Raw genomic sequence first — 18,917 nt, 5'->3', positions numbered from 1 at the left:
GGCGACGGTCAGGCGGAGCAGCCCGAGGGGGCGGTCTTCGCGGCCGGCACCGAGGCGACCACCGCGTCGGAGATCGGCGTCACCCACTGGAGCGGCTGCTCGTACCGCTTCGGGACGCGTACCCGCACCGGGGTCTCCCGGTCGACGGTGGTCAGCACGGTGGCGTCCGCCTCCTGCACGGCGTGCCAGCAGACCTTGTTCACCGACCAGACCTCGTCGGTGGGCTGCACCACCGGCGGCGTGCCGCCGCAGGCCACGGTGAGCGCCGGGTCGCCGTACGCGGCGTTCTGCTCGGCGCCCGCGGTGACCGGGCGCTGCGCCAGGTCACGGACGGTCGCCGGGAGCTGCGACACCAGGGCGCGGCACACCGTGGCCGGGCGCTCGGCCAGGGCCGGGGCGGGCACCTCGACAGGCGTGGTCGACTGCGCCCGCACGGTGCTCGCCGACGGGCTCGGCTCGGCGGCCGGGGTGTCGGGGGCGAGCTTCGCGAAGGTGAACCCGGCCACGGCCAGGGTGACCGGCACCGCGACGAGCGTCGCCCAGAGCGCCGCGCTGCGGTTCGACCTGTCGCGACGCGCCGGGCCGGAGTCGTCGGAAGCGGGGGAGGACGTGACTTCTTCCACTTACAGCCGCACCACCGAACACGTGAGGGTGCGGGTGATGCCGGGCACCATCTGCACCTTGCTGACGATGAGTTTGCCGAGCTCGTCGACGGTGTTCGCCTCGGTGAGGACGACCACGTCGTAGGGCCCGGTGACGGCGTCGACGCGCACCACGCCGGCAAGGTCCGCGATCAGACCGGCCACGTCACGCGCCCGACCGACCTCCGTCTGGATGAGGATGTACGCCTGTACCACGACTCGACCTCCGTCCGTCGCCGCCTGGGGCGGCCCGAAGGGTGAAACTACCCTACGGAGCGGCCCTGATCTGTATCGGTCGCCGGCGGGACGCGGTGAGCGAGCCCACGTCGGGGTAGTGGTGGCGGGACGACCAAGCGGGAAGAGCGCGACGAGGGGACGGCATGACTGTCGCGAATGTCGGTGAGTTCGGGCTGATCGACCGGGTGACCGCCCGGTTGGCCCAGGGGGAGAGCTGCCTGCTCGGCCCCGGAGACGACGCGGCCGTGGTCGCGGCGCCGGACCGCCGGGTGGTGGCCTCCACGGACGTGCTCGTGGAGGGGCGGCACTTCCGGCGGGACTGGTCGGGGGCACGCGACGTGGGCCACCGGGCGGCGGCGGCCAACCTGGCCGACATCGCGGCCATGGGGGCCACCCCGACCGCGCTGCTCGTCGCCCTCTGCATGCCCGCCGACCTCGACCCGGCCTGGGCCGAGGAGCTGGCCGACGGGCTGGGCGCCGAGGCGGCCCTCGTGGGCGCGAGCGTGGTCGGCGGGGACATGTCGGCCAGCCCGACGCTGACCATCGCGGTGACCGCCCTGGGTGACCTGGCCGGCCGGGCGCCGGTGGTCCGCTCCGGGGCCCGCCCGGGCGACGTGGTGGCCCTGGCGGGACGCACCGGCTGGGCGGCCGCCGGCTACACCGTGCTGTCCCGGGGGTTCCGCACGCCCCGGCTGCTGGTGGAGGCGTTCCGCCGCCCCGAGGTGCCGTACGCGGCCGGCCCGCAGGCCGCCGGGCTGGGCGCCACCGCCATGATCGACGTGTCGGACGGGTTGCTGGCCGACCTGGGGCACGTGGCGAAGGCCAGCGGGGTGGCCGTCGACCTGACCCGGGAGGCGTTCGAGGTGCCCCGGCAGATGCGCGACGCGGCGCAGGCGCTCGGCGTCGACCCGTACACCTGGATCCTGGCCGGGGGCGACGACCACGCCCTGGCGGCGACCTTCCCGGCGACCGCGACCCTGCCCGAGGGCTGGCGGCCGGTCGGACGGGTGACCGAGGGCGCCGGGGTGACGGTGGACGGCGCGCCCTTCTCGGGCACCGCCGGCTGGGACCACTTCCGCCGGACGGAGTGATCTGCGTCCGATGCGCGCCGTCGGGCCCCGGGCGGGCCGGGGGCCGGTCGTAGGCTTGCCTGTCGTGAGTGAGATCGAGATCCGGGTGCGGCGCTTCGACGCGCCCGAGTCGCAGGCGTTGATCCGGGCGGCCCTGGCCGACCTCGGGGCGCGGTACGGCGGCAGCGGCGACGAGACCCCTGTCGACGCGGCCGAGTTCGAGCCGCCGGCCGGTACCTTCCTGGTCGCCTACCTCGACGGGCAGCCGGTGGGCTGTGGGGGCTGGCGCAGCCACGGCGACGACGGCGAGACGGCCGAGCTGAAGCGCATGTACACGGCGCCGGCCGCCCGGGGCCGGGGCGTGGCCCGCGCGGTGCTCGCGGCCGTCGAGCACTCCGCCCGGGACCAGGGCCGCAAGCGGATGATCCTGGAGTGCGGCGACAAGCAGCCCGAGGCGATCGCCATGTACACCTCGGCCGGCTACGAGCGGATCCCGAACTTCGGCTTCTACCAGGACGCCCCGGGCTGCCTCTCCTACGGCCGCCCGCTCTGACGCCGCTCAGCCGACGGTGATCCGGACCTCGCCGGCGGCCTTGCGGGCGGCGCTCTCCGCCTCGTCGGGGGTGGCGCCCCAGGCCAGCAGGTGCCCGCTGCGGTGCGCCGACGAGAGCAGTTCCGGCACGTGGTCCCCGACCTTCGCCTCGACCTGCACGTCGAGCACGCCGGGCACCCGCAGGGCGCCGCGCCGGCCGTCCACCGCCGTGACCCGGCCGGGCGGTGCGACCAGGAACTCGACGGCCGCCGCGCCGGTCGGCCGGGCCGGCAACGCGGGGCGCTCGCCGCGCAGCACCCGCAGGTACGCCTCTATGAAGTCGACCTCGTAGGCGATCGAGACCAGCGCGGTGATCATGTCGCCGGGCATCCGGGCGGCGCACTCGACAAGCGTCGGCACACCGTCGACCAGGATCCACTCGCTGTGCAGCATGCCGCTGCGGAAGCCGGCCGCCTCGGCGAGCCGGACCGCCGCGTCCCGCAGCGCCCGCCGCGGCGTGTCCGGCAGCGCGGACGGCACGGTGTGCCCGGTCTCCACCGGGTACCGGCCGCCGGCGATCCGCTTGTCCGTGACGTTGGCGAAGATCGTCTCGCCCTCGGCGACCAGCAGCTCGACGCTGTGCTCCGAGCCGACCAGCAGCTCCTCCACGAGCACGCCGGTGGGCAGGCCGCGCTCGGCGGCTTCGGCCGGCTCGGGCGGGGCGGCGCTGGCCGCCCAGCGCGCGGCGACCTGCGCCGGGTCGGTGACCAGCTGCACGCCGAGGCTGCCGGACCGGCGGGTGGGCTTGAGCACGCACCGGCCACCGTGTGCCCGGGCGAACTCCGCCGCCCGAGCCGGGTCGTCGACCAGCTCGTACGCCGGGTTGGCCAGGCCGGTGGCGTCGGCGAGCAGCCGCATCCGGTGCTTGTCGGAGAACACGTCCGCGGCGGCCACTCCCGCGCCGGGCAGGCCGAGCCGGTCGGCGAGCCGGGCGGCGGCGCCGACGGCGTACTCCAGGCCGGGCAGGACCAGCCGGGCGGTGGCGAGGCCGGGCTCCCGGGCGAGCAGGGCGTCGGCGTCGAAGCCGGTCTGGTACTCGGCCGGTACCAGCCGGGCGATCATCGGCAGCCCGGCGGCGAAGCGCTCCAGGCCCCGGCGGCGGATAACGTCCGGCTCCTCGACCAGGACCACGCTGCCCGGCGGCAGCTCCTGGTCGAACCAGCGCAGCGAGCCGAACGACCCGCCGACCACCACCAGCTGCTCCCGCCCCAGGTCCAGCTCCACCGGTCGGTCCTCCCCACCCCTGGCGCCGGAACGGACGGCCGGCGCAGCAGCACCCTAACCGGGCCGGCCCGGCCGGCCATCGGCCGGTCGGCGACCCGTCAGCGCCGAACCGTGGACACGACAGAAGCCGGCGGACCCGAGGGGTCCGCCGGCATCCGGCGAAACTGTGAAGGCGGTGCTACCGCGTCAGGCGCGGGTGACCTTGCCGGCCTTGATGCACGAGGTGCAGACCTGCAACTTCTTGGTGGTGCCACCACCGGCCGGGGTACGCACCGACTGGATGTTCGGGTTCCAGCGGCGGTTGGTCTTCTTCTTGGACCAGGGCACGTTGTGGCCGAAGCCCGGCCCCTTGCCACAGACGTCGCACACGCTAGCCACGGGATACTCCTGGGATTGAAACGTTCATGAGGTCGCCGCCAGGCGCAGCCCGGGCAACCTGGCCAGGTTACCCGATGACATGCCGGGGCGCCCAACCGGCCCGGTCGGGACCGGCCCAGCGTACCCGGGGCGCCGGTGGGCCACGCCGGCCCGGGTACGCCGGACACGCCGGCCGGAGACGGCCGGACCCGGCGCGTGTCGGTGCGCGCCAGTAGGCTTCCCGACGTGCTGGAGACCCTCGACGCCGCCGCGGTGCGCCGCTGGTGCGCGAGCGGGCTGGCCGCCCTCCAGCGGCACCAGGGCGAGATCGACGACCTCAACGTCTACCCGGTCCCCGACGGCGACACCGGCACCAACCTGGTGCTCACCCTCACCTCGGCCCAGCAGGCCCTCGCCATGGACCTGGAGACCCTGCCCGACGACGGGCACACGCCGCACGGGCACGCCCTGCGCCTGATGGCCCGGGGCGCGCTGCTCGGGGCGCGCGGCAACTCCGGCGTGATCCTCTCGCAGATCCTGCGCGGCCTGGCCGACGCGCTCGCCGCCGCCCCGGCGGTCCGCGGCCGGCAGCTCGCCGCCGCGCTGGCCGACGCCGCCACGGCCGCGTACGCGGCGGTCGCCCACCCGGTCGAGGGCACCCTGCTCACCGTGGTCGCCGCCGCCGCCCGCGCCGCCGAGCAGGCGGACACCGACGACCTGCGGGCGGTGGCCCGGGCGGCGGCCGGCGGGGCGGCCCGCGCGCTGGCGCGTACCCCCGAGCAGCTGCCCGCGCTGGCCCGGGCCGGCGTGGTGGACGCGGGCGGGCGCGGCCTCTGCCTGCTGCTCGACGCGCTGGTCGAGGTGGTCACCGGGGAGAGCCCGGCGCGACCGGCGCCCGCCCCGCCCGCGGTCCGCCCGCCCGCCACCGCGGTCCGGGAGACCGGCTCCCCGGCGTACGCCTACGAGGTGCAGTACCTGCTCGACGCCACCAACGAGGCCGTGGCGCGGCTGCGTGGCGAGCTGGACGGCCTCGGCGACTCCCTGGTGATCGTGGGCGACGGCGGCACGTGGAACGTGCACGTGCACGTCAACGACGTCGGTGCGGCCGTCGAGGCGGGCGTGGTGGCCGGCCGGCCGCACCGGATCACGGTGACCCGGTTCGCCGACCAGGTGGCCCCGGCCGCGCCCCTGCCGGCGCCGCTGCCCGACGGCCGGGCCGCCGTGGTGGTGGCCACCGGCGCCGGCCTCGCCGAGCTGTTCGCCGCCGAGGGCGCCACCGTGGTGCCGGCCAACCCGTCCACCGGCGAGCTGCTCGACGCGATCCGGGCCACCGGCGCGGCCCGGGTCGTGGTGCTGCCCAACGACCCCAACACCCAGTCGGTGGCGAGCGCGGCCGCCCGGGAGGCGCACCGGCTCGGGGTCAAGGTGAGCGTGGTGCCCACCCGGTCCCAGGTGCAGGCACTCGCCGCCCTCGCCGTGCGGGACCCGAAGCGGCGCTTCGAGGACGACGTCATCGCCATGGCCGAGGCCGCCGGCGCCTGCCGCTACGCCGAGGTCTGCCACGCGAGCAAGGAGGCGCTCACGGTGGCCGGGCCGTGCCGGCCGGGCGACGTGCTGGCCCTGGTCGAGGGTGAGGTGCACCTCATCGGCGCCGATCTCCTGGACACCTGCACCGCCATGGTCGACCGGATGCTGGGCGGCGGCGGCGAGCTGGTCACCCTGCTCTGCGGGGCGGACGCCCCGGCCGGGCTGGCCGACCGCGTCCGCGAGCACGTCGAGCGGTCCTGGCCGTTCGTCGAGGTGCAGGCGTACGAGGGCGGGCAGCCGCACTATCCGCTCCTCGTGGGGGTCGAATGACGAGCGAACCGGCCACCGTGGACACGCCGCTGAAGAAGCTGGTCGGCGAGCGCACCGCCAAGGCCCTGGCGAGCCACCTCGACCTGCACACCGCCGGCGACCTGATCTACCACTTCCCGCGCCGCTACGACGAGCGCGGCGAGCACACCGACATCCGCTCGCTGGACGTGGGGGAGCAGGTCACCGTGTTGGCCCAGGTGCAGCGCACCGCGGTCCGGCCGATGCGGCAGCGCCGGGGCAACCTGCTGGAGGTCACCGTCGGCGACGGCTCCGGCGGGGTGCTCACCCTCACCTTCTTCGGCAACCAGGCGTGGCGGGAACGGGAGCTGCGCCCCGGCCGGTGGGGGCTGTTCGCCGGCAAGGTCACCGAGTTCCGGGGCAAGCGGCAGCTCAACGGCCCGGAGTACGTGCTGCTCGGCGAGGGCGGCGACGGCGAGGCGGCGGCCAACGAGGAGGTCGAGGAGTTCGCCGGGGCGCTGATCCCGGTCTACCCGGCCGCGGCGGCCGTGCCGACCTGGGTGATCGCCCGCTGCGTCCGGGTGGTGCTGGACACCTTCACCCCGCCGGACGACCCACTGCCCGCCACCGTTCGGGCCAGCCGGAACCTGGTCGGCATCGGCGCCGCGCTGCGCGAGATCCACCGGCCCACCAGCAAGGAGGAGCTGTACAAAGCGCGCCGTCGGCTCAAGTGGGACGAGGCGTTCGCCGTGCAGCTCACACTGGTGCAGCGCAAGCACCGGGCGGCGGCCTGGCCCGCGAAGGCGCGGCCCGCGAAGCCGGGCGGGCTGCTGGACGCGTTCGACGCCCGGCTGCCCTACGAGCTGACCTCCGGCCAGCAGGCCGTCGGCCGGGAGATCGCCGCCGACCTGGCCACCGCGCACCCGATGCACCGGCTGCTCCAGGGCGAGGTGGGCAGCGGCAAGACCGTGGTGGCGCTGCGGGCCATGCTCCAGGTGGTCGACGCCGGCGGGCAGGCCGCGCTGCTCGCCCCGACCGAGGTGCTCGCCGCCCAGCACCACCGCGGCATGCTCGACCTGCTCGGCCCGCTCGCGCAGGCGGGCGAGCTGGGCGCCGCCGACGACGCCACCCGGGTGGAGCTGGTGACCGGCTCGCTCGGCGCGGCGGCGCGGCGGCGGGCGCTCGCCGAGGTGGCCGAGGGGCGCGCCGGCATCGTGCTGGGCACCCACGCCCTGCTCTACGAGGGGGTCGACTTCCACGACCTGGGGCTCGTGGTGGTCGACGAGCAGCACCGGTTCGGCGTGGAGCAGCGGGACGCGCTGCGGGCCAAGGCCGACCAGCCGCCGCACGTGCTCGTCATGACTGCCACCCCGATCCCGCGCACGGTCGCCATGACCGTCTACGGCGACCTGGAGACCTCCACCCTGTCCCAGCTGCCGCAGGGCCGCTCGCCGATCGCCTCGCACGTGGTGCCGGCCGCCGAGAAGCCGGCCTTCCTCGACCGGGCCTGGCGCCGGCTGCGCGAGGAGGTCGGCAAGGGACACCAGGCGTACGTGGTGTGTCCGCGGATCGGCGAAGGGCCGGCCTCGGACGAGGAGGCCCCCCGCGAGGACGACAACGGCCGCCGGCCCCCGCTGGCGGTGACCGAGGTGGCCCCGCTGCTCGCCGAGGGGCCGCTGCACGGGTTGCGGATCGGGGTGCTGCACGGGCGGCTGCCGGCCGACGAGAAGGACGCCGTGATGCGCTCCTTCGCCGCCGGTGACCTGGACGTGCTGGTGGCCACCACGGTGGTCGAGGTGGGCGTGAACGTGCCCAACGCCACCGTGATGATCGTGCTGGACGCCGACCGGTTCGGTGTCTCCCAGCTGCACCAGCTCCGCGGCCGGGTGGGCCGGGGCTCGGCCGCCGGCCTCTGCCTGCTGGTCACCGAGGCCATGGAGGGTTCCCCGGCCCGGGAACGGCTGGACGCGGTCGCCTCCACCACCGATGGCTTCAAGCTCGCCGAGCTGGACCTGGAGCAGCGCCGGGAGGGCGACGTGCTGGGCGCCACCCAGTCCGGCCGCCGGTCGCACCTGCGGCTGCTGTCGCTGCTGCGTGACACCGACCTCATCCGGGACGCCCGGGCCGAGGCGATCGCCCTGGTCGAGGAGGACCCGGAGCTGGCCCGCCACCCCGCGCTGGCCGCCTCGGTCGCCGCCCTGGTCGACGAGGAACGCGCGGAATATCTGGAAAAGGGCTGACCCCACCGGAGGCCCGTCCCGGCCTAGGCTCGGGTGATGCCGACCCGATCCCTCGACCGCGGTGTGCTCCTGCTGGCGCGGGGCGACGATCTCCAGGTGGAGCGGGTCACCGGCTCCGCCGACGCCGGATCGCCCTGCACCCCCGCGACCCGGTTCCAGATCGCCTCGATCAGCAAGCAGATGGCCGCCGTCGCGGTGCTGCTCCTCGCCGAGCGGGGCGCGCTGCGCCTGGACGATCCGATCAACCGCTGGCTGCCGGACCCGCCGGCGGCCTGGTCCGGGATCACCCCGCACCACCTGCTCACCCACACCTCCGGCCTGGGCCATTGGGAGGAATACCCGATGATCGACCTGGCCGGGCCGGCCGAACCCGACAAGCTGTTGGCCGTCTTCGCCGGCGTGCCGCCGCTGTTCGCCCCCGGTGCGGGCTGGCACTACAGCAGCCCGGGCTACGTCCTGCTGGCCCGGGCCGTCGAGCGCGCCTCCGGCCGCCCGTACGCCGAGTTCCTCGCCGAGGAGGTCTTCGCGCCGCTCGGCATGACGGGCAGCTTCGCGGGCGACGCCGCCGGGCGGGACGACGTGGCGGTCGGGCACGAGGGCGGCCGGCCGGTGCCCTCCTGGGACCTGGACACGGTGAGCATGGGCGCCGGGGACGTCTGGTGCACGGGCGCCGACCTGCTCACCTGGCTGGACGTGCCACGCCGGGGCCGGCTGCTCGGGCCCGCCGCGGTGGCCGCCATGATCACCCCGCACGCGCCGACCGGCCGCCCCGGCGAGGCGTACGGCTACGGCTGGTTCGTCGGCCCGCTGGCCGGGGAGCGGGCGATCCACCACTCCGGGGACAACGGCGGCTACAAGGCGTTCGCGGCCTGGTTCCCCGACTCGGACCGCCGACTGGTGGTGCTGACCAACCAGGCCGAGATCGACCCCGCGCTGCTGAAGGCGGAGCTGGAATGAGTCGAGGGCGCGCCGGCCGGGGTGGTCGGCGCGCCCTCGGGCAGGCTCAGGTCAGGCGGTGAAGCGGATCCGCCGCCGTCGGGTCACCACGAAGAGCACCGCGCCGGCGGCCACCAGGGCACCCGCCACGGCCGCCATGACGCCGGCCGCCGCGCCGGTCACCGGCAGGCCCGGCTCGGCGCCCCCGCCACCGCCGCCACCGCAGTTCTGCTCGGGGGCGTAGACGGCCTCCAGCTCCAGGCCGAGGTCGGGCAGGGTCACGGTGGCCTGCTCGTCCCTGCCGGCCTTGAAGGTCACCTTCTCGGCCCTGCCCGGCGCGACCGTGCGGGTCTCGGTGCGCCCGCCGTAGGCCAGCTCGGCCTTCACGGGCAGGCCACCCTTCGGGTTCGCGACGGTCAGGGTGAAGGTGTCGCAGTCGGCCTTCGTGGCCACCGTCGGCAGTGGGCAGTCCTTCGGGCGCTGCCAGGAGTAGGTGCCCTTGTCGAGCACCTTGCCGTCGACAAGCACCTGGACGGCGGCGGCGTTCGCGGCCGGGACGACGGTGTCGGTGTTCGCCTTGCCGGGCTCGACGGTCACCTTCCTCGACCAGCCGTTGGCGCCGCGCACCTCGAACTCGACCGGGTAGCGGCTCAGGCTGCCGTCGTTGCTCAGCGCCACGGTGACCGTGCCGTCGCAGTTGGCGGTGAAGAGCGAGGCGGGGTTGACGCAACCGCGGCTGCCGCCGTTGTACCAGCCCTGCGGGCCGTGCGACCGGTTGCCGGGCGCGCCGGGGGAGCCGAGCTTGAGGTTGCCGTACCGCTTGCCGTCCTCGGTCAGCGGGTCGATGACCTGGCTGGTGTCGCCCCAGATGAGGTCCACCTGGGTGTTGCAGTCGGGCAGGTCGACCTTCAGGTCGATGGCGGTCCGGGTGCCGCCGATCCAGTCGCTGGCCGGAGTGCCGTGCACGTACTGCGGGGTGGCGAAGCGCGGGCGCGGGGCGAAGTAGGAGACCAGGGTGAACCACTGCCTGCCGTCGCCGCACAGCGGCAGGTCACCGTCGAGCTTGACGGTGGCCGTGCCCTTCGGCCCGTCGAAGGTGTGGCTGTAGGTGGCCTTGTCCAGGTCCACGCACTTGGGCGCGGGGGCGCAGGGCGCGTCCCGGGTCAGGTCGACCGTGCCGGTGTCGGTGTGGTCCTTGCCGTTCTTCTTCCACAGCGCGTAGATGGTCAGCGAGGCCGACCGGGTGTCGGCGGGCACCCGCTGGACCGCCTGGACGGAGCCGCCGTCGGGGACGACCGTGCCCTCCAGCGGGATGGCGGGCGCGCCGTCGACGGCGACGGTCACGTCGGTCTTCGGGTTCGGGGTGACCTGCTGGAGCGTGGCGGCCTTGTCCCGTTCGCTGTTCTCCACCGTCCAGGTGAGGACCCGCTCGCCGGTGAGCTGGTCGCAGGCGGAGGTGGCGCTGATGGTGGTGTGGTGGGCGCTGGCGGGGGCGGAGACCGCCACGGCCCCGGCGAGGCCGAGCAGGGCGGCGCCCAGCACGGCGAGCGGTCGCCGCGGCGACAGCCTGGTACGGATCACGGGTACTCCCGGATTGAGGGGGTTCGGGGTGGTCGCGTGGGGGCGGGGAGCGGGCGCGGAGAGGTTTGCGGATCCGCGCGGCGCCGCCGTCCCGACGCTGGTGCCGGCGAGGCGAGCCGACAACCGGGCAGACCCTAGCGAAATCGACACCGCGGGCGTTACCGCGATCGACGGCCCGTAAAGGGTCTGTTATGAATTTGAGATCATTGATGTACGGCAGGTGATCGGTCGTCGCGTCGGGTGGTCCGCCCGGCCCGGTCCCGCCGTCGCGTAGCGTCTGGGGCATGTGCGGGAGCAGGCGGTGACCCGGATCGTGGCGGGGGTGCTCGGCGGCCGGCGGATCGCCGCGCCGCCCGGCGCCGGCACCCGGCCGACCTCGGACCGGGTCCGCGAGGCGCTGTTCAGCGCGGTGCAGGCCGAGACGGATCTCGACGGGGCCCGCGTGGCCGACCTCTACGCCGGCTCCGGCGCGGTCGGGCTGGAGGCGCTGTCCCGGGGCGCGGCGCACGTGCTGCTCGTCGAGTCCGACCCCCGGGCCGCCCGGGTGATCCGGGAGAACATCGCCGCGCTCCGGGCCGCCCCGGCCGCCCGGCTGGTCACCGGCAAGGTCGCCACCGTGCTGGCCGCCGGCCCGGAGGGCGGGGCGTACGACGTGGTCTTCGCCGACCCGCCCTACGCCGTACCCGGGGAGGAGATCACCGCCATGCTGGCCGCACTGGTCGGCGGCGGCTGGCTGGCCCCGGACGCCCTGGTGGTCGTCGAGCGGTCCAGCCGCGGCGGCGCGTTCGAGTGGGTGGAGGGCATCACTGCCGAGCGCAGCCGCCGCTACGGCGAGACCACCCTTTGGTACGGTCGCCGATCATGAGACGTGCGGTCTGTCCCGGCTCGTTCGATCCGGTCACCAACGGACACCTCGACATCATCGGCCGGGCCAGCCGGCTGTTCGACGAGGTGATCGTCGGCGTGCTGGTCAACCAGTCGAAGCAGGGGCTGTTCACGGTCGAGGAGCGGATCGACATGCTCCGCGAGGTGACCTCGTCGTACGACAACGTCCGGGTCGAGTCGTTCCGTGGCCTGCTTGTCGACTTCTGCCGCGCCCAGCAGGCGAGCGTGCTGATCAAGGGCCTGCGCGCGGTCAGCGACTTCGACTACGAGCTCCAGATGGCCCAGATGAACATCGGCCTGGCCGGCGTGGAGACGCTCTTCATGCCGACCAACCCGCTCTACTCCTTCCTCTCCTCCAGCCTGGTCAAGGACGTGGCCAAGTGGGGCGGCGACATCTCCGCGCACGTCCCCGACGTGGTCCGGGAGGAACTGGTCGCCCGGCTGCGCCGCTGACCGCCGCGCGGGCGACGCGCCGGGTAGGGGTGCGGCGGCGCGGGTGGAGGGCGCGTTACATGATGTGTGCAGCGCCGAACCCGGGCGCAGGCCGCATCATGAAGGTCGGCCGACGAACGACAGGAGTGAGGTACCGGTGGACCCGCTCGATCGCATCGACGAACTGATCGCCATGGTGGAGCAGGCCCGCTCCGTGCCGATGTCGCGCAACAACTGCATGGTCGACCGGGGCGAGATGATCGCCGCCCTGGACGAGCTGCGCGTGGAGCTTCCCGCCGACCTGCGCCGGGCCGCCGCGCTGCTGGAGGAGCGGGACAAGATCATGGAGGCCGGCAAGCGCGAGGCCGACCGGATCATCAGCGAGGGTGAGGCGGAGCACGCCCGCCTCGTCTCGGTGAACGAGATCACCGTGTCCGCCGAGCACGAGGGCGCCCGGATCATCGCCGAGGCCCGGGCCGAGGCGCAGCGCCTGCGCGAGGAGGTCGACGACTACGTCGACACCGCCCTGGCCAACTTCGAGCAGTTCCTCACCCGGGCGCTCGCCTCGATAGAGCGCGGCCGGGACAAGATGCACGCGCTGCGCGAGATCGGCACCTTCGCCGGCGACGAGGCGGACCGCCCGCTGCCCTTCTGAGCGCCGCCGGCGGCGGCCGGCGACCGCGCTACCCTTGCCAGCGGCACGGGGGCCGGTGGCCGACAACCGGCAGCCGACGGGCCAGGGACGACGCCCCGGTTCGACGGTCCACGGGTCGCCCAGGTAACCTTCTTTGTCGGCCTCTCACCGGCCGGAGTCTAACTATGCCCAAAGACATGCCAAGCCAACTCGACCCCAGGTCGCCGCTGGTCCTCGACACGAGGGACCTGCCGCGTCGGCCTGGCGCGTTGCGTACGCACCGGCGCGTCGTACCGGCACCGGCGGACCTCGGCGTGGAGTTGATCACTGTGCCGGAGGGCGCGGACCTCGACCTCGACCTGAGGTTGGAGTCGGTGTCCGAGGGCGTGCTCGTCACCGGGACCGTCACCGGTCCCGTCAAGGGCGAGTGCGGCCGCTGCCTGCGCGAGATCGACGACTCGGTGGCCGTGACGATCCAGGAGCTGTACGCGTACGAGAACAGCACCACGGACGACACGACCGACGAGGACGAGGTGGGCCGGATGCAGGGCGATCTGATCGACCTGGAGCCGGCGCTGCGGGACGCGGTGGTGCTCGCGCTGCCGACCAACCCGCTCTGCCGGGAGGACTGCCCAGGGTTGTGCCCCGACTGCGGGGTGCACTGGGACGATCTGCCGGCCGACCACAGTCACCAGCAGATCGACCCGCGTTGGGCGGGCCTGTCGCAACTGACCCGTACAGAGGAGTAAGAACCGTGGCCGTCCCCAAGCGCAAGATGTCGCGCAGCAACACCCGCGCCCGCCGGGCGAACTGGAAGGCCACGGCGGTCGCGACCGTGCCTTGCCCCCAGTGCAAGTCGGCCAAGCTGCCGCACGCCGCCTGCTCCGTCTGCGGCACCTACAACGGCCGTCAGGTCCTCGAGGTCTGACCGGACGCCGAGTGACGTCCCCGACCACCGGTCGGGTGGCGCACGCACCAAGGCTCTCGCCCGGTGCCCCGGCTCCCTCCGCCGCCGGCCGTTCCCCGGCCGGCGCGCCGACGGAGCCGGGCACCGCGCGGATCGCCGTCGACCTCCTCGGCGGGGACGATGCTCCCGCCGTCGTGGTTGACGGCGCTCTGCGGGCCGTGCGTACCGACCCTGACCTGCACCTGCTGCTCGTCGGACCGACCGAGGTCGCCGACGGGCTGATCGGTGCGCTCGACCCGGAGCAGCGCAGCCGGGTCACCGTCCGCCCGGTGCGGACCGCCGTCGGCATGGCCGACCATCCCACCGCCGCGCGCGGGGAGAGCACCGTCCGCGCGGCCGTGCACGCCGTCCGCGACGGCATCGCCGACGCGCTCGTCTCCGCCGGTTCGACAGGCGCCACCGTGACCGCCGCCGCGCTCGGCCTCGGCCGCTGGGCGGGCGTCCGCCGGCCCGCCCTGGTCGCCACCCTGCCCGCCGTCGAAGGGCCGGTGGTGCTGCTGGACGTCGGCGGCACACTCGAACCCGGACCCGCCACCCTGGCCCGGCACGCCGTCCTCGGCGCCGCCTACGCGGCCGTGGCGCACGCCGTGGTCGCGCCCCGGGTCGGGCTGCTCTCCGTCGGCGTCGAGGCGGGCAAGGGCGACCGGCTCCGCCGCTCCGCCGATCCCGCCCTCGCCGCGGTGCCGCTGCCCTGCGGCGCCCGCTACGTCGGCCTCGTCGAGGGGTACGACGTCTCCCTCGGCGCCCGCGCCGACGTGGTGGTGACCGACGGCTTCACCGGCAACGTCCTGCTCAAGGCCATCGAGGGCGCGTACGCCATGGCCGGCGGGCCCCCGGCGAGCGGCGGCGCTCCCCGCGCGGCGGCCCTGCTCGGGGTGGCCGGCACCGTGGTGGTCTGCCACGGCGCGGCCCGGCCCGACGACGTCGCCTCCGGCATCGCCCTCGCCGCCCACCTGTGGCGCCGGGGCGCCACCGACACCGTCTCGACCCTGCTCGACGACGTCCCGCACGATCCCGCACCTGACCGTAACGACACCGAGGTAGCGCCATGACCAACGACAAGCGGCGGCGTGCTCCCGTCGGCCACCTGGAGGCGGCCTTCGGGGTGTCGCTCGACCCGGAACTGCTGGAGCGCGCACTGACCCACCGCTCCTACGCGTACGAGAACGGTGGCCTGCCCACCAACGAGCGGCTGGAGTTCCTCGGCGACTCGGTCCTCGGCGTGGTGATCACCACGGCGCTCTTCCACAACCACCCGGACCTGCCCGAGGGGCAGCTCGCCAAGCTGCGGGCCAGCGTGGTCAACATGCGGGCCCTCGCGGACGTGGCGCGCGGCCTCGGCCCGGACGGGCTGGGCGCGTACCTGCTGCTCGGCAAGGGCGAGGAGGCCACCGGCGGCCGGGACAAGGCCAGCATCCTGGCCGACACCCTGGAGGCGCTGCTCGGCGCCATCTACCTCCAGTACGGCCTGGACACGGCGGCCCTCGTGATCCACCGCCTGTTCGACCCGCTGATGGCGGAGTCGGCCGGCCGGGGCGCGGCGCTCGACTGGAAGACGAGCCTCCAGGAGCTGACCGCCGCGCTGGGGCTGGGCGTTCCGGAATACCGGATCGAGGGCACCGGCCCGGACCACCTCAAGACCTTCACGGCCTGGGTGGTGGTGGCCGGCAACCGGTACGGCGGCGCGGAGGGGCGCAGCAAGAAGGAGGCCGAGCAGCGGGCCGCCGAGTCGGCCTGGCGGATGCTGACCGAGCAGGCGGAGGCGGAGGCCGCCGCGAAGGCCGCCGCCGACGGGGTGGAGCCGGCGGGCGACCCCGCCGAGACCGGCGCCGGCCGTGCCTGAGCTGCCCGAGGTCGAGACCGTCCGGCAGGGGCTGGCCCAGTGGGTCATCGGCCGGCGGATCAGCGCCGTCGAGGTGCGCCACCCCCGGGCGGTCCGCCGGCACGAGCCGGGCGGCGCGCACTTCGCCGACGTGCTGACCGGCCGGACGATCACCGACGTCCGGCGCCGGGGCAAGTACCTGTGGCTGCCGCTGGACAGCGGGGACGCCCTCATCGGCCACCTCGGCATGTCCGGCCAGCTCCTGCTCCAGCCGGTCGGCGCGGCCGACGAGCTGCACCTGCGGGTCCGGTTCCGGTTCGCCGACGACGGCCCGGAGCTGCGGTTCGTCGACCAGCGGACGTTCGGCGGGCTGTCGGTCTCCGAGGGCGGGGCCGAGCTGCCGGCCGAGATCGCCCACATCGCCCGGGACCCGATGGATCCGGAGTTCTCCGACGCCGCCTTCGTGGCCGCGCTGCGCAAGCGGCGGACCGAGGTGAAGCGGGCGCTGCTCGACCAGACGCTGATCTCCGGTGTCGGCAACATCTACGCCGACGAGGCGCTCTGGCGGGCGAAGCTGCACGGCGCCCGGCCGACCGACGCGCTGACCGGCCCGGCGGCCGGCCGGCTGCTCGGCCACGTCCGGGACGTGCTCGGCGAGGCGATCAAGCAGGGCGGCACCAGCTTCGACGAGCTGTACGTCAACGTCAACGGCGAGAGCGGCTACTTCGACCGGTCGCTGAACGCGTACGGGCGGGAGGGCGAGCCCTGCCCCCGGTGCGGCACGCCGATCCGGCGCGAGGCGTTCATGAACCGTTCGTCCTACAGTTGCCCGCGCTGCCAGCCCCGCCCCCGGGGCAGCCTTCGGGGATGACCCCGAGCGGGCTCGGGGTTGCGCCGGTGTGCCGCACCGGACGCCGCCCGGTGGGTCCCCCGGTCGTACCCTGAAAAGTCCTTTCTGTCCGGTTAGCCGACCCGATTCCGGCCGCCCGGCCGGAGCCGGCCGGATGGGGGACGAGCGGGGGCCCTTCCCCGATGTCCGGGCCCGCCCCACTCCCTAGCGTCAGCAGACGTCGGCACTGGGCCGACGTCTGGAGGGGGATCCCAGGTATGGGCAGGCGACCGGTGACCGTGCGGCTGGCACGGTGGAGTGCGGAGCATCCGTGGCGGGCCATCGCGCTCTGGGTGGTGTTCGTGGCGGTGTGCTTCGTGGGCGGCAACGCCGCCGGCCTGAACGAGGCGACCGACGACGACCAGGCGATCGGCGAGTTCGGGCGGGCGCAGTTGATCGTCGACAGTGGCGGCTTCCACGAGCCGGCCACGGAGAACGTGCTCATCACTCCCCGCGCGGGCACGCTCGATCAGGCCGCCGCGAAGGCCGCCGCCGACGACGCGACGGCCCGGCTGCGCCAGGTCGACGGGGTGACCTCGGTGGGCGCGCCGATGCCGTCCCGGGACGGCAACGCGCTGCTGGTGCCGATCACCATGTCCGGCGACCCGGAGACCGCCTCGGACCGGGTGCAGCCGCTGCGCGACACCACCGCGAAGGTCCAGGAGGCGCACCCGGCGCTGCGCGTCGAGCAGGTCGGCGGGCCGTCGATCGGCAAGGCGCTCGACGACACCCTCGGCAAGGACTTCAAGCGGGCCGAGCTGCTCAGCCTGCCGGTCACCCTGGCCATCCTGATCATCGCGTTCGGCGCGCTTATCGCGGCCGGCGTGCCGGTGCTGCTCGCGCTGTCCTCGGTGGCCGCGGCCATGGGGCTCTCCACCCTCGCCTCGCACCTGGTGCCGGCCACCGACACCACGGCCAGCGTGATCCTGCTGATCGGCATGGCGGTCGGCGTGGACTACTCGCTCTTCTACGTCCGCCGGGAACGCGAGGAGCGGGCCAAGGGCCGCTCCGGCCTCGACGCCGTGGAGATCGCGGCGGAGACCTCCGGGCACGCCGTGGTGGTCTCCGGCACCGCCGTGATCATCTCGATGGCCGGGCTGCTGCTCGCCCAGGACGCCATCTTCTCGTCGCTCGCCGTCGGCTCGATCCTCGTGGTCGCGGTCGCCGTGATCGGCTCGCTGACCGTGCTGCCGGCGCTCCTGGCCAAGCTGGGCCGCTGGGTCGACCGGCCCCGGGTGCCGCTGCTGTGGCGGCTCACCGCCCCGCGCGCCGGGCGGCACGGCCAGCCGGCCGGGCCCCGGTTCTGGCCGGCCGTGCTGAAGCCCGCGCTGCGCGCCCCGCTGGCCACCCTGGTGGTCTCGGTCGGGCTGCTGCTCGCCCTGGCCGCCCCGGCGCTGGGCATGAAGCTGAAGTTTCCCGGCATGGAGGACGTGCCGCGCACCACGGCGGCCATGCAGGCGTACGACCGCCTCACCGCTGCCTTCCCGAGCAACGGCACCAGCCACACGGTGGCGGTGAAGGCCCCGGCCGAGCAGGCCGACCGGGTGAAGGCAGCGCTGACCGGGCTGGCCGACCGCGCCGCCGCCGACCCGCTCTTCGCGCCGGCCGAGGGGGACGGCCCGAAGATCAAGGTGTCGGCGGACCGGCGGGTGTCGGTGCTGGAGGTCGCCACGCCGTACGCCAGCCGCACCGACGAGGCGTCCCGGTCCCTGCACGAGCTGCGCCAGGACCTCGTCCCGGCCGCGCTCGGCGGCATCCCCGGCGTCGAGTACGCGGTCGGCGGCGGCGTGGCGGCCAGCGAGGACTACGCGGACCACATCTGGGCGAAGCTGCCCGTGGTGGCGGCCTTCGTGCTGGCGCTGACCTTCCTCGTGATGGCCTGGACGTTCCGGTCGGTGGTGGTGGCGCTCACCTCGATCCTGCTGAACCTGCTCTCCGCCGGGGCCGCGTACGGCCTGCTCGTGCTGGTCTTCCAGGGCAGCTGGGCGGAGGGGCTGCTCGGCTTCACCTCGATGGACGCGATCGTCACCTGGCTGCCGTTGTTCCTCTTCGTGGTGCTGTTCGGGCTCTCCATGGACTACCACGTCTTCGTGGTCAGCCGGATCCGCGAGGGGATCCGCCAGGGGATGTCGAACAAGGACGCGGTGGCGTACGGGATCACCTCCTCGGCGGGCGTGGTGACCAGCGCGGCGATCGTCATGGTCGGGGTCTTCTCGATCTTCGCGACGCTGAGCACCATCGACTTCAAGCAGCTCGGCATCGGGCTGGCCGCGGCCATCCTGCTCGACGCCACGATCATCCGGGCGGTGGTGCTGCCCTCGCTGATGACCCTGCTGGGCGACGCGAACTGGTGGGCGCCGCGGTTCCTGCGCGGCCGGGCGGCGACCCCGCCGGCCGAGCCGCCCGCGCCGGCCCCGGAGCTGGTCGGCGCACGCTGATTCACGGGACGGGGGAGGGCGGGCCGGTCCGGTCCGCCCTTCGTCCTGTGACGGAGGTGTCACGGCAGGATTAACGGCCGTGACGGCGGGGCATCTGGGCCGCCATGGACGAACAGCTCACGCCGGCGGCCCGTCGTCGCGCCCCGGCCCCCGCAGC

At 74.7% G+C, this 18,917-nt stretch carries 19 protein-coding genes; 14 read left to right on the top strand and 5 right to left on the bottom strand.

Features of this window, described 5'->3' with window-relative positions:
• Positions 1-8: 8 nt before the first annotated feature.
• Together GA0070603_RS13185 and GA0070603_RS13180 are read right to left on the bottom strand one after the other, a co-directional pair.
• Positions 9-623 (bottom strand): DUF3515 family protein, encoded by a 615-nt coding sequence (locus tag GA0070603_RS13185; protein WP_091312540.1) that lies wholly within the window; start codon positions 621-623, stop codon positions 9-11.
• Positions 624-857: an Lrp/AsnC ligand binding domain-containing protein gene (locus GA0070603_RS13180; RefSeq protein WP_013284547.1), complete on the bottom strand. Its 234-nt coding sequence runs from the start codon at positions 855-857 to the stop codon at positions 624-626.
• A 164-nt stretch (positions 858-1,021) separates the two neighbouring features.
• Between GA0070603_RS13180 and GA0070603_RS13175 the strand changes: the two genes are divergently transcribed.
• Both GA0070603_RS13175 and GA0070603_RS13170 read left to right on the top strand, forming a co-directional pair.
• Entirely contained in the window at positions 1,022-1,969 is a 948-nt protein-coding gene (locus GA0070603_RS13175) for a thiamine-phosphate kinase (RefSeq protein ID WP_091312537.1), read from the top strand.
• Between the two features lie 64 nt (positions 1,970-2,033).
• Positions 2,034-2,501: a GNAT family N-acetyltransferase gene (locus GA0070603_RS13170; protein ID WP_091312534.1), complete on the top strand. Its 468-nt coding sequence runs from the start codon at positions 2,034-2,036 to the stop codon at positions 2,499-2,501.
• Positions 2,502-2,507: 6 nt separating this feature from the next.
• Here the strand turns inward: GA0070603_RS13170 and GA0070603_RS13165 are convergent, their stop codons facing one another.
• Positions 2,508-3,764, bottom strand: a complete 1,257-nt coding sequence (locus GA0070603_RS13165) for an ATP-grasp domain-containing protein (RefSeq protein ID WP_091312531.1) — start codon at positions 3,762-3,764, stop codon at positions 2,508-2,510.
• 186 nt (positions 3,765-3,950) lie between these two features.
• Positions 3,951-4,142 (bottom strand): 50S ribosomal protein L28, encoded by a 192-nt coding sequence (rpmB, locus tag GA0070603_RS13160; RefSeq protein ID WP_046569512.1) that lies wholly within the window; start codon positions 4,140-4,142, stop codon positions 3,951-3,953.
• A 225-nt stretch (positions 4,143-4,367) separates the two neighbouring features.
• Here rpmB and GA0070603_RS13155 point away from each other — a divergent pair, with 225 nt between their 5' ends.
• Genes GA0070603_RS13155 through GA0070603_RS13145 form a run of 3 tightly spaced genes read left to right on the top strand, consistent with a single transcriptional unit; the run spans position 4,368 to position 9,133 of the window.
• On the top strand, positions 4,368-5,978 hold the full coding sequence (locus GA0070603_RS13155) for a DAK2 domain-containing protein (protein ID WP_091312529.1): 1,611 nt from the start codon (positions 4,368-4,370) through the stop codon (positions 5,976-5,978).
• Complete coding sequence (gene recG / locus GA0070603_RS13150; protein WP_091312526.1) at positions 5,975-8,176, top strand: ATP-dependent DNA helicase RecG; 2,202 nt, start codon at positions 5,975-5,977, stop codon at positions 8,174-8,176. The genes GA0070603_RS13155 and recG overlap by 4 nt, the downstream gene beginning before the upstream one ends.
• A 36-nt stretch (positions 8,177-8,212) precedes the next feature.
• A complete protein-coding gene (locus GA0070603_RS13145; RefSeq protein ID WP_091312521.1) occupies positions 8,213-9,133 on the top strand; it encodes a serine hydrolase domain-containing protein in 921 nt (306 codons plus the stop codon).
• Between the two features lie 51 nt (positions 9,134-9,184).
• Here GA0070603_RS13145 and GA0070603_RS13140 read toward each other — a convergent pair whose 3' ends face one another.
• Positions 9,185-10,693 (bottom strand): LPXTG cell wall anchor domain-containing protein, encoded by a 1,509-nt coding sequence (locus GA0070603_RS13140; RefSeq protein ID WP_091312517.1) that lies wholly within the window; start codon positions 10,691-10,693, stop codon positions 9,185-9,187.
• Positions 10,694-10,994: 301 nt separating this feature from the next.
• Here GA0070603_RS13140 and rsmD point away from each other — a divergent pair, with 301 nt between their 5' ends.
• From rsmD to GA0070603_RS13095, 9 genes are all read left to right on the top strand, one after another.
• Positions 10,995-11,558, top strand: coding sequence for a 16S rRNA (guanine(966)-N(2))-methyltransferase RsmD (gene rsmD, locus GA0070603_RS13135; RefSeq protein ID WP_091321907.1), 564 nt, complete (start codon positions 10,995-10,997; stop codon positions 11,556-11,558).
• Positions 11,555-12,031, top strand: coding sequence for a pantetheine-phosphate adenylyltransferase (gene coaD, locus GA0070603_RS13130; RefSeq protein WP_091312514.1), 477 nt, complete (start codon positions 11,555-11,557; stop codon positions 12,029-12,031). Before rsmD ends, coaD begins: the two co-directional genes overlap by 4 nt.
• A gap of 136 nt (positions 12,032-12,167) precedes the next feature.
• Complete coding sequence (locus GA0070603_RS13125) at positions 12,168-12,665, top strand: SPFH domain-containing protein (RefSeq protein WP_091312510.1); 498 nt, start codon at positions 12,168-12,170, stop codon at positions 12,663-12,665.
• Between the two features lie 164 nt (positions 12,666-12,829).
• On the top strand, positions 12,830-13,393 hold the full coding sequence (locus GA0070603_RS13120; protein WP_091312504.1) for a YceD family protein: 564 nt from the start codon (positions 12,830-12,832) through the stop codon (positions 13,391-13,393).
• Positions 13,394-13,398: 5 nt separating this feature from the next.
• Complete coding sequence (rpmF, locus tag GA0070603_RS13115) at positions 13,399-13,572, top strand: 50S ribosomal protein L32 (RefSeq protein WP_091312500.1); 174 nt, start codon at positions 13,399-13,401, stop codon at positions 13,570-13,572.
• Positions 13,573-13,703: 131 nt separating this feature from the next.
• Entirely contained in the window at positions 13,704-14,663 is a 960-nt protein-coding gene (locus GA0070603_RS13110) for a phosphate acyltransferase PlsX (RefSeq protein ID WP_244282706.1), read from the top strand.
• Positions 14,660-15,454, top strand: coding sequence for a ribonuclease III (gene rnc, locus GA0070603_RS13105; protein WP_091312497.1), 795 nt, complete (start codon positions 14,660-14,662; stop codon positions 15,452-15,454). The genes GA0070603_RS13110 and rnc overlap by 4 nt, the downstream gene beginning before the upstream one ends.
• Complete coding sequence (mutM, locus tag GA0070603_RS13100; RefSeq protein ID WP_091312493.1) at positions 15,447-16,304, top strand: bifunctional DNA-formamidopyrimidine glycosylase/DNA-(apurinic or apyrimidinic site) lyase; 858 nt, start codon at positions 15,447-15,449, stop codon at positions 16,302-16,304. Before rnc ends, mutM begins: the two co-directional genes overlap by 8 nt.
• 236 nt (positions 16,305-16,540) lie before the next feature.
• Positions 16,541-18,760: an MMPL family transporter gene (locus GA0070603_RS13095; RefSeq protein ID WP_091312489.1), complete on the top strand. Its 2,220-nt coding sequence runs from the start codon at positions 16,541-16,543 to the stop codon at positions 18,758-18,760.
• Positions 18,761-18,917: the final 157 nt, after the last annotated feature.

This window comes from Micromonospora chersina (genome assembly GCF_900091475.1).
GTDB lineage: Bacteria > Actinomycetota > Actinomycetes > Mycobacteriales > Micromonosporaceae > Micromonospora > Micromonospora chersina.
This window is presented reverse-complemented; position numbering and strand designations above follow the sequence as displayed.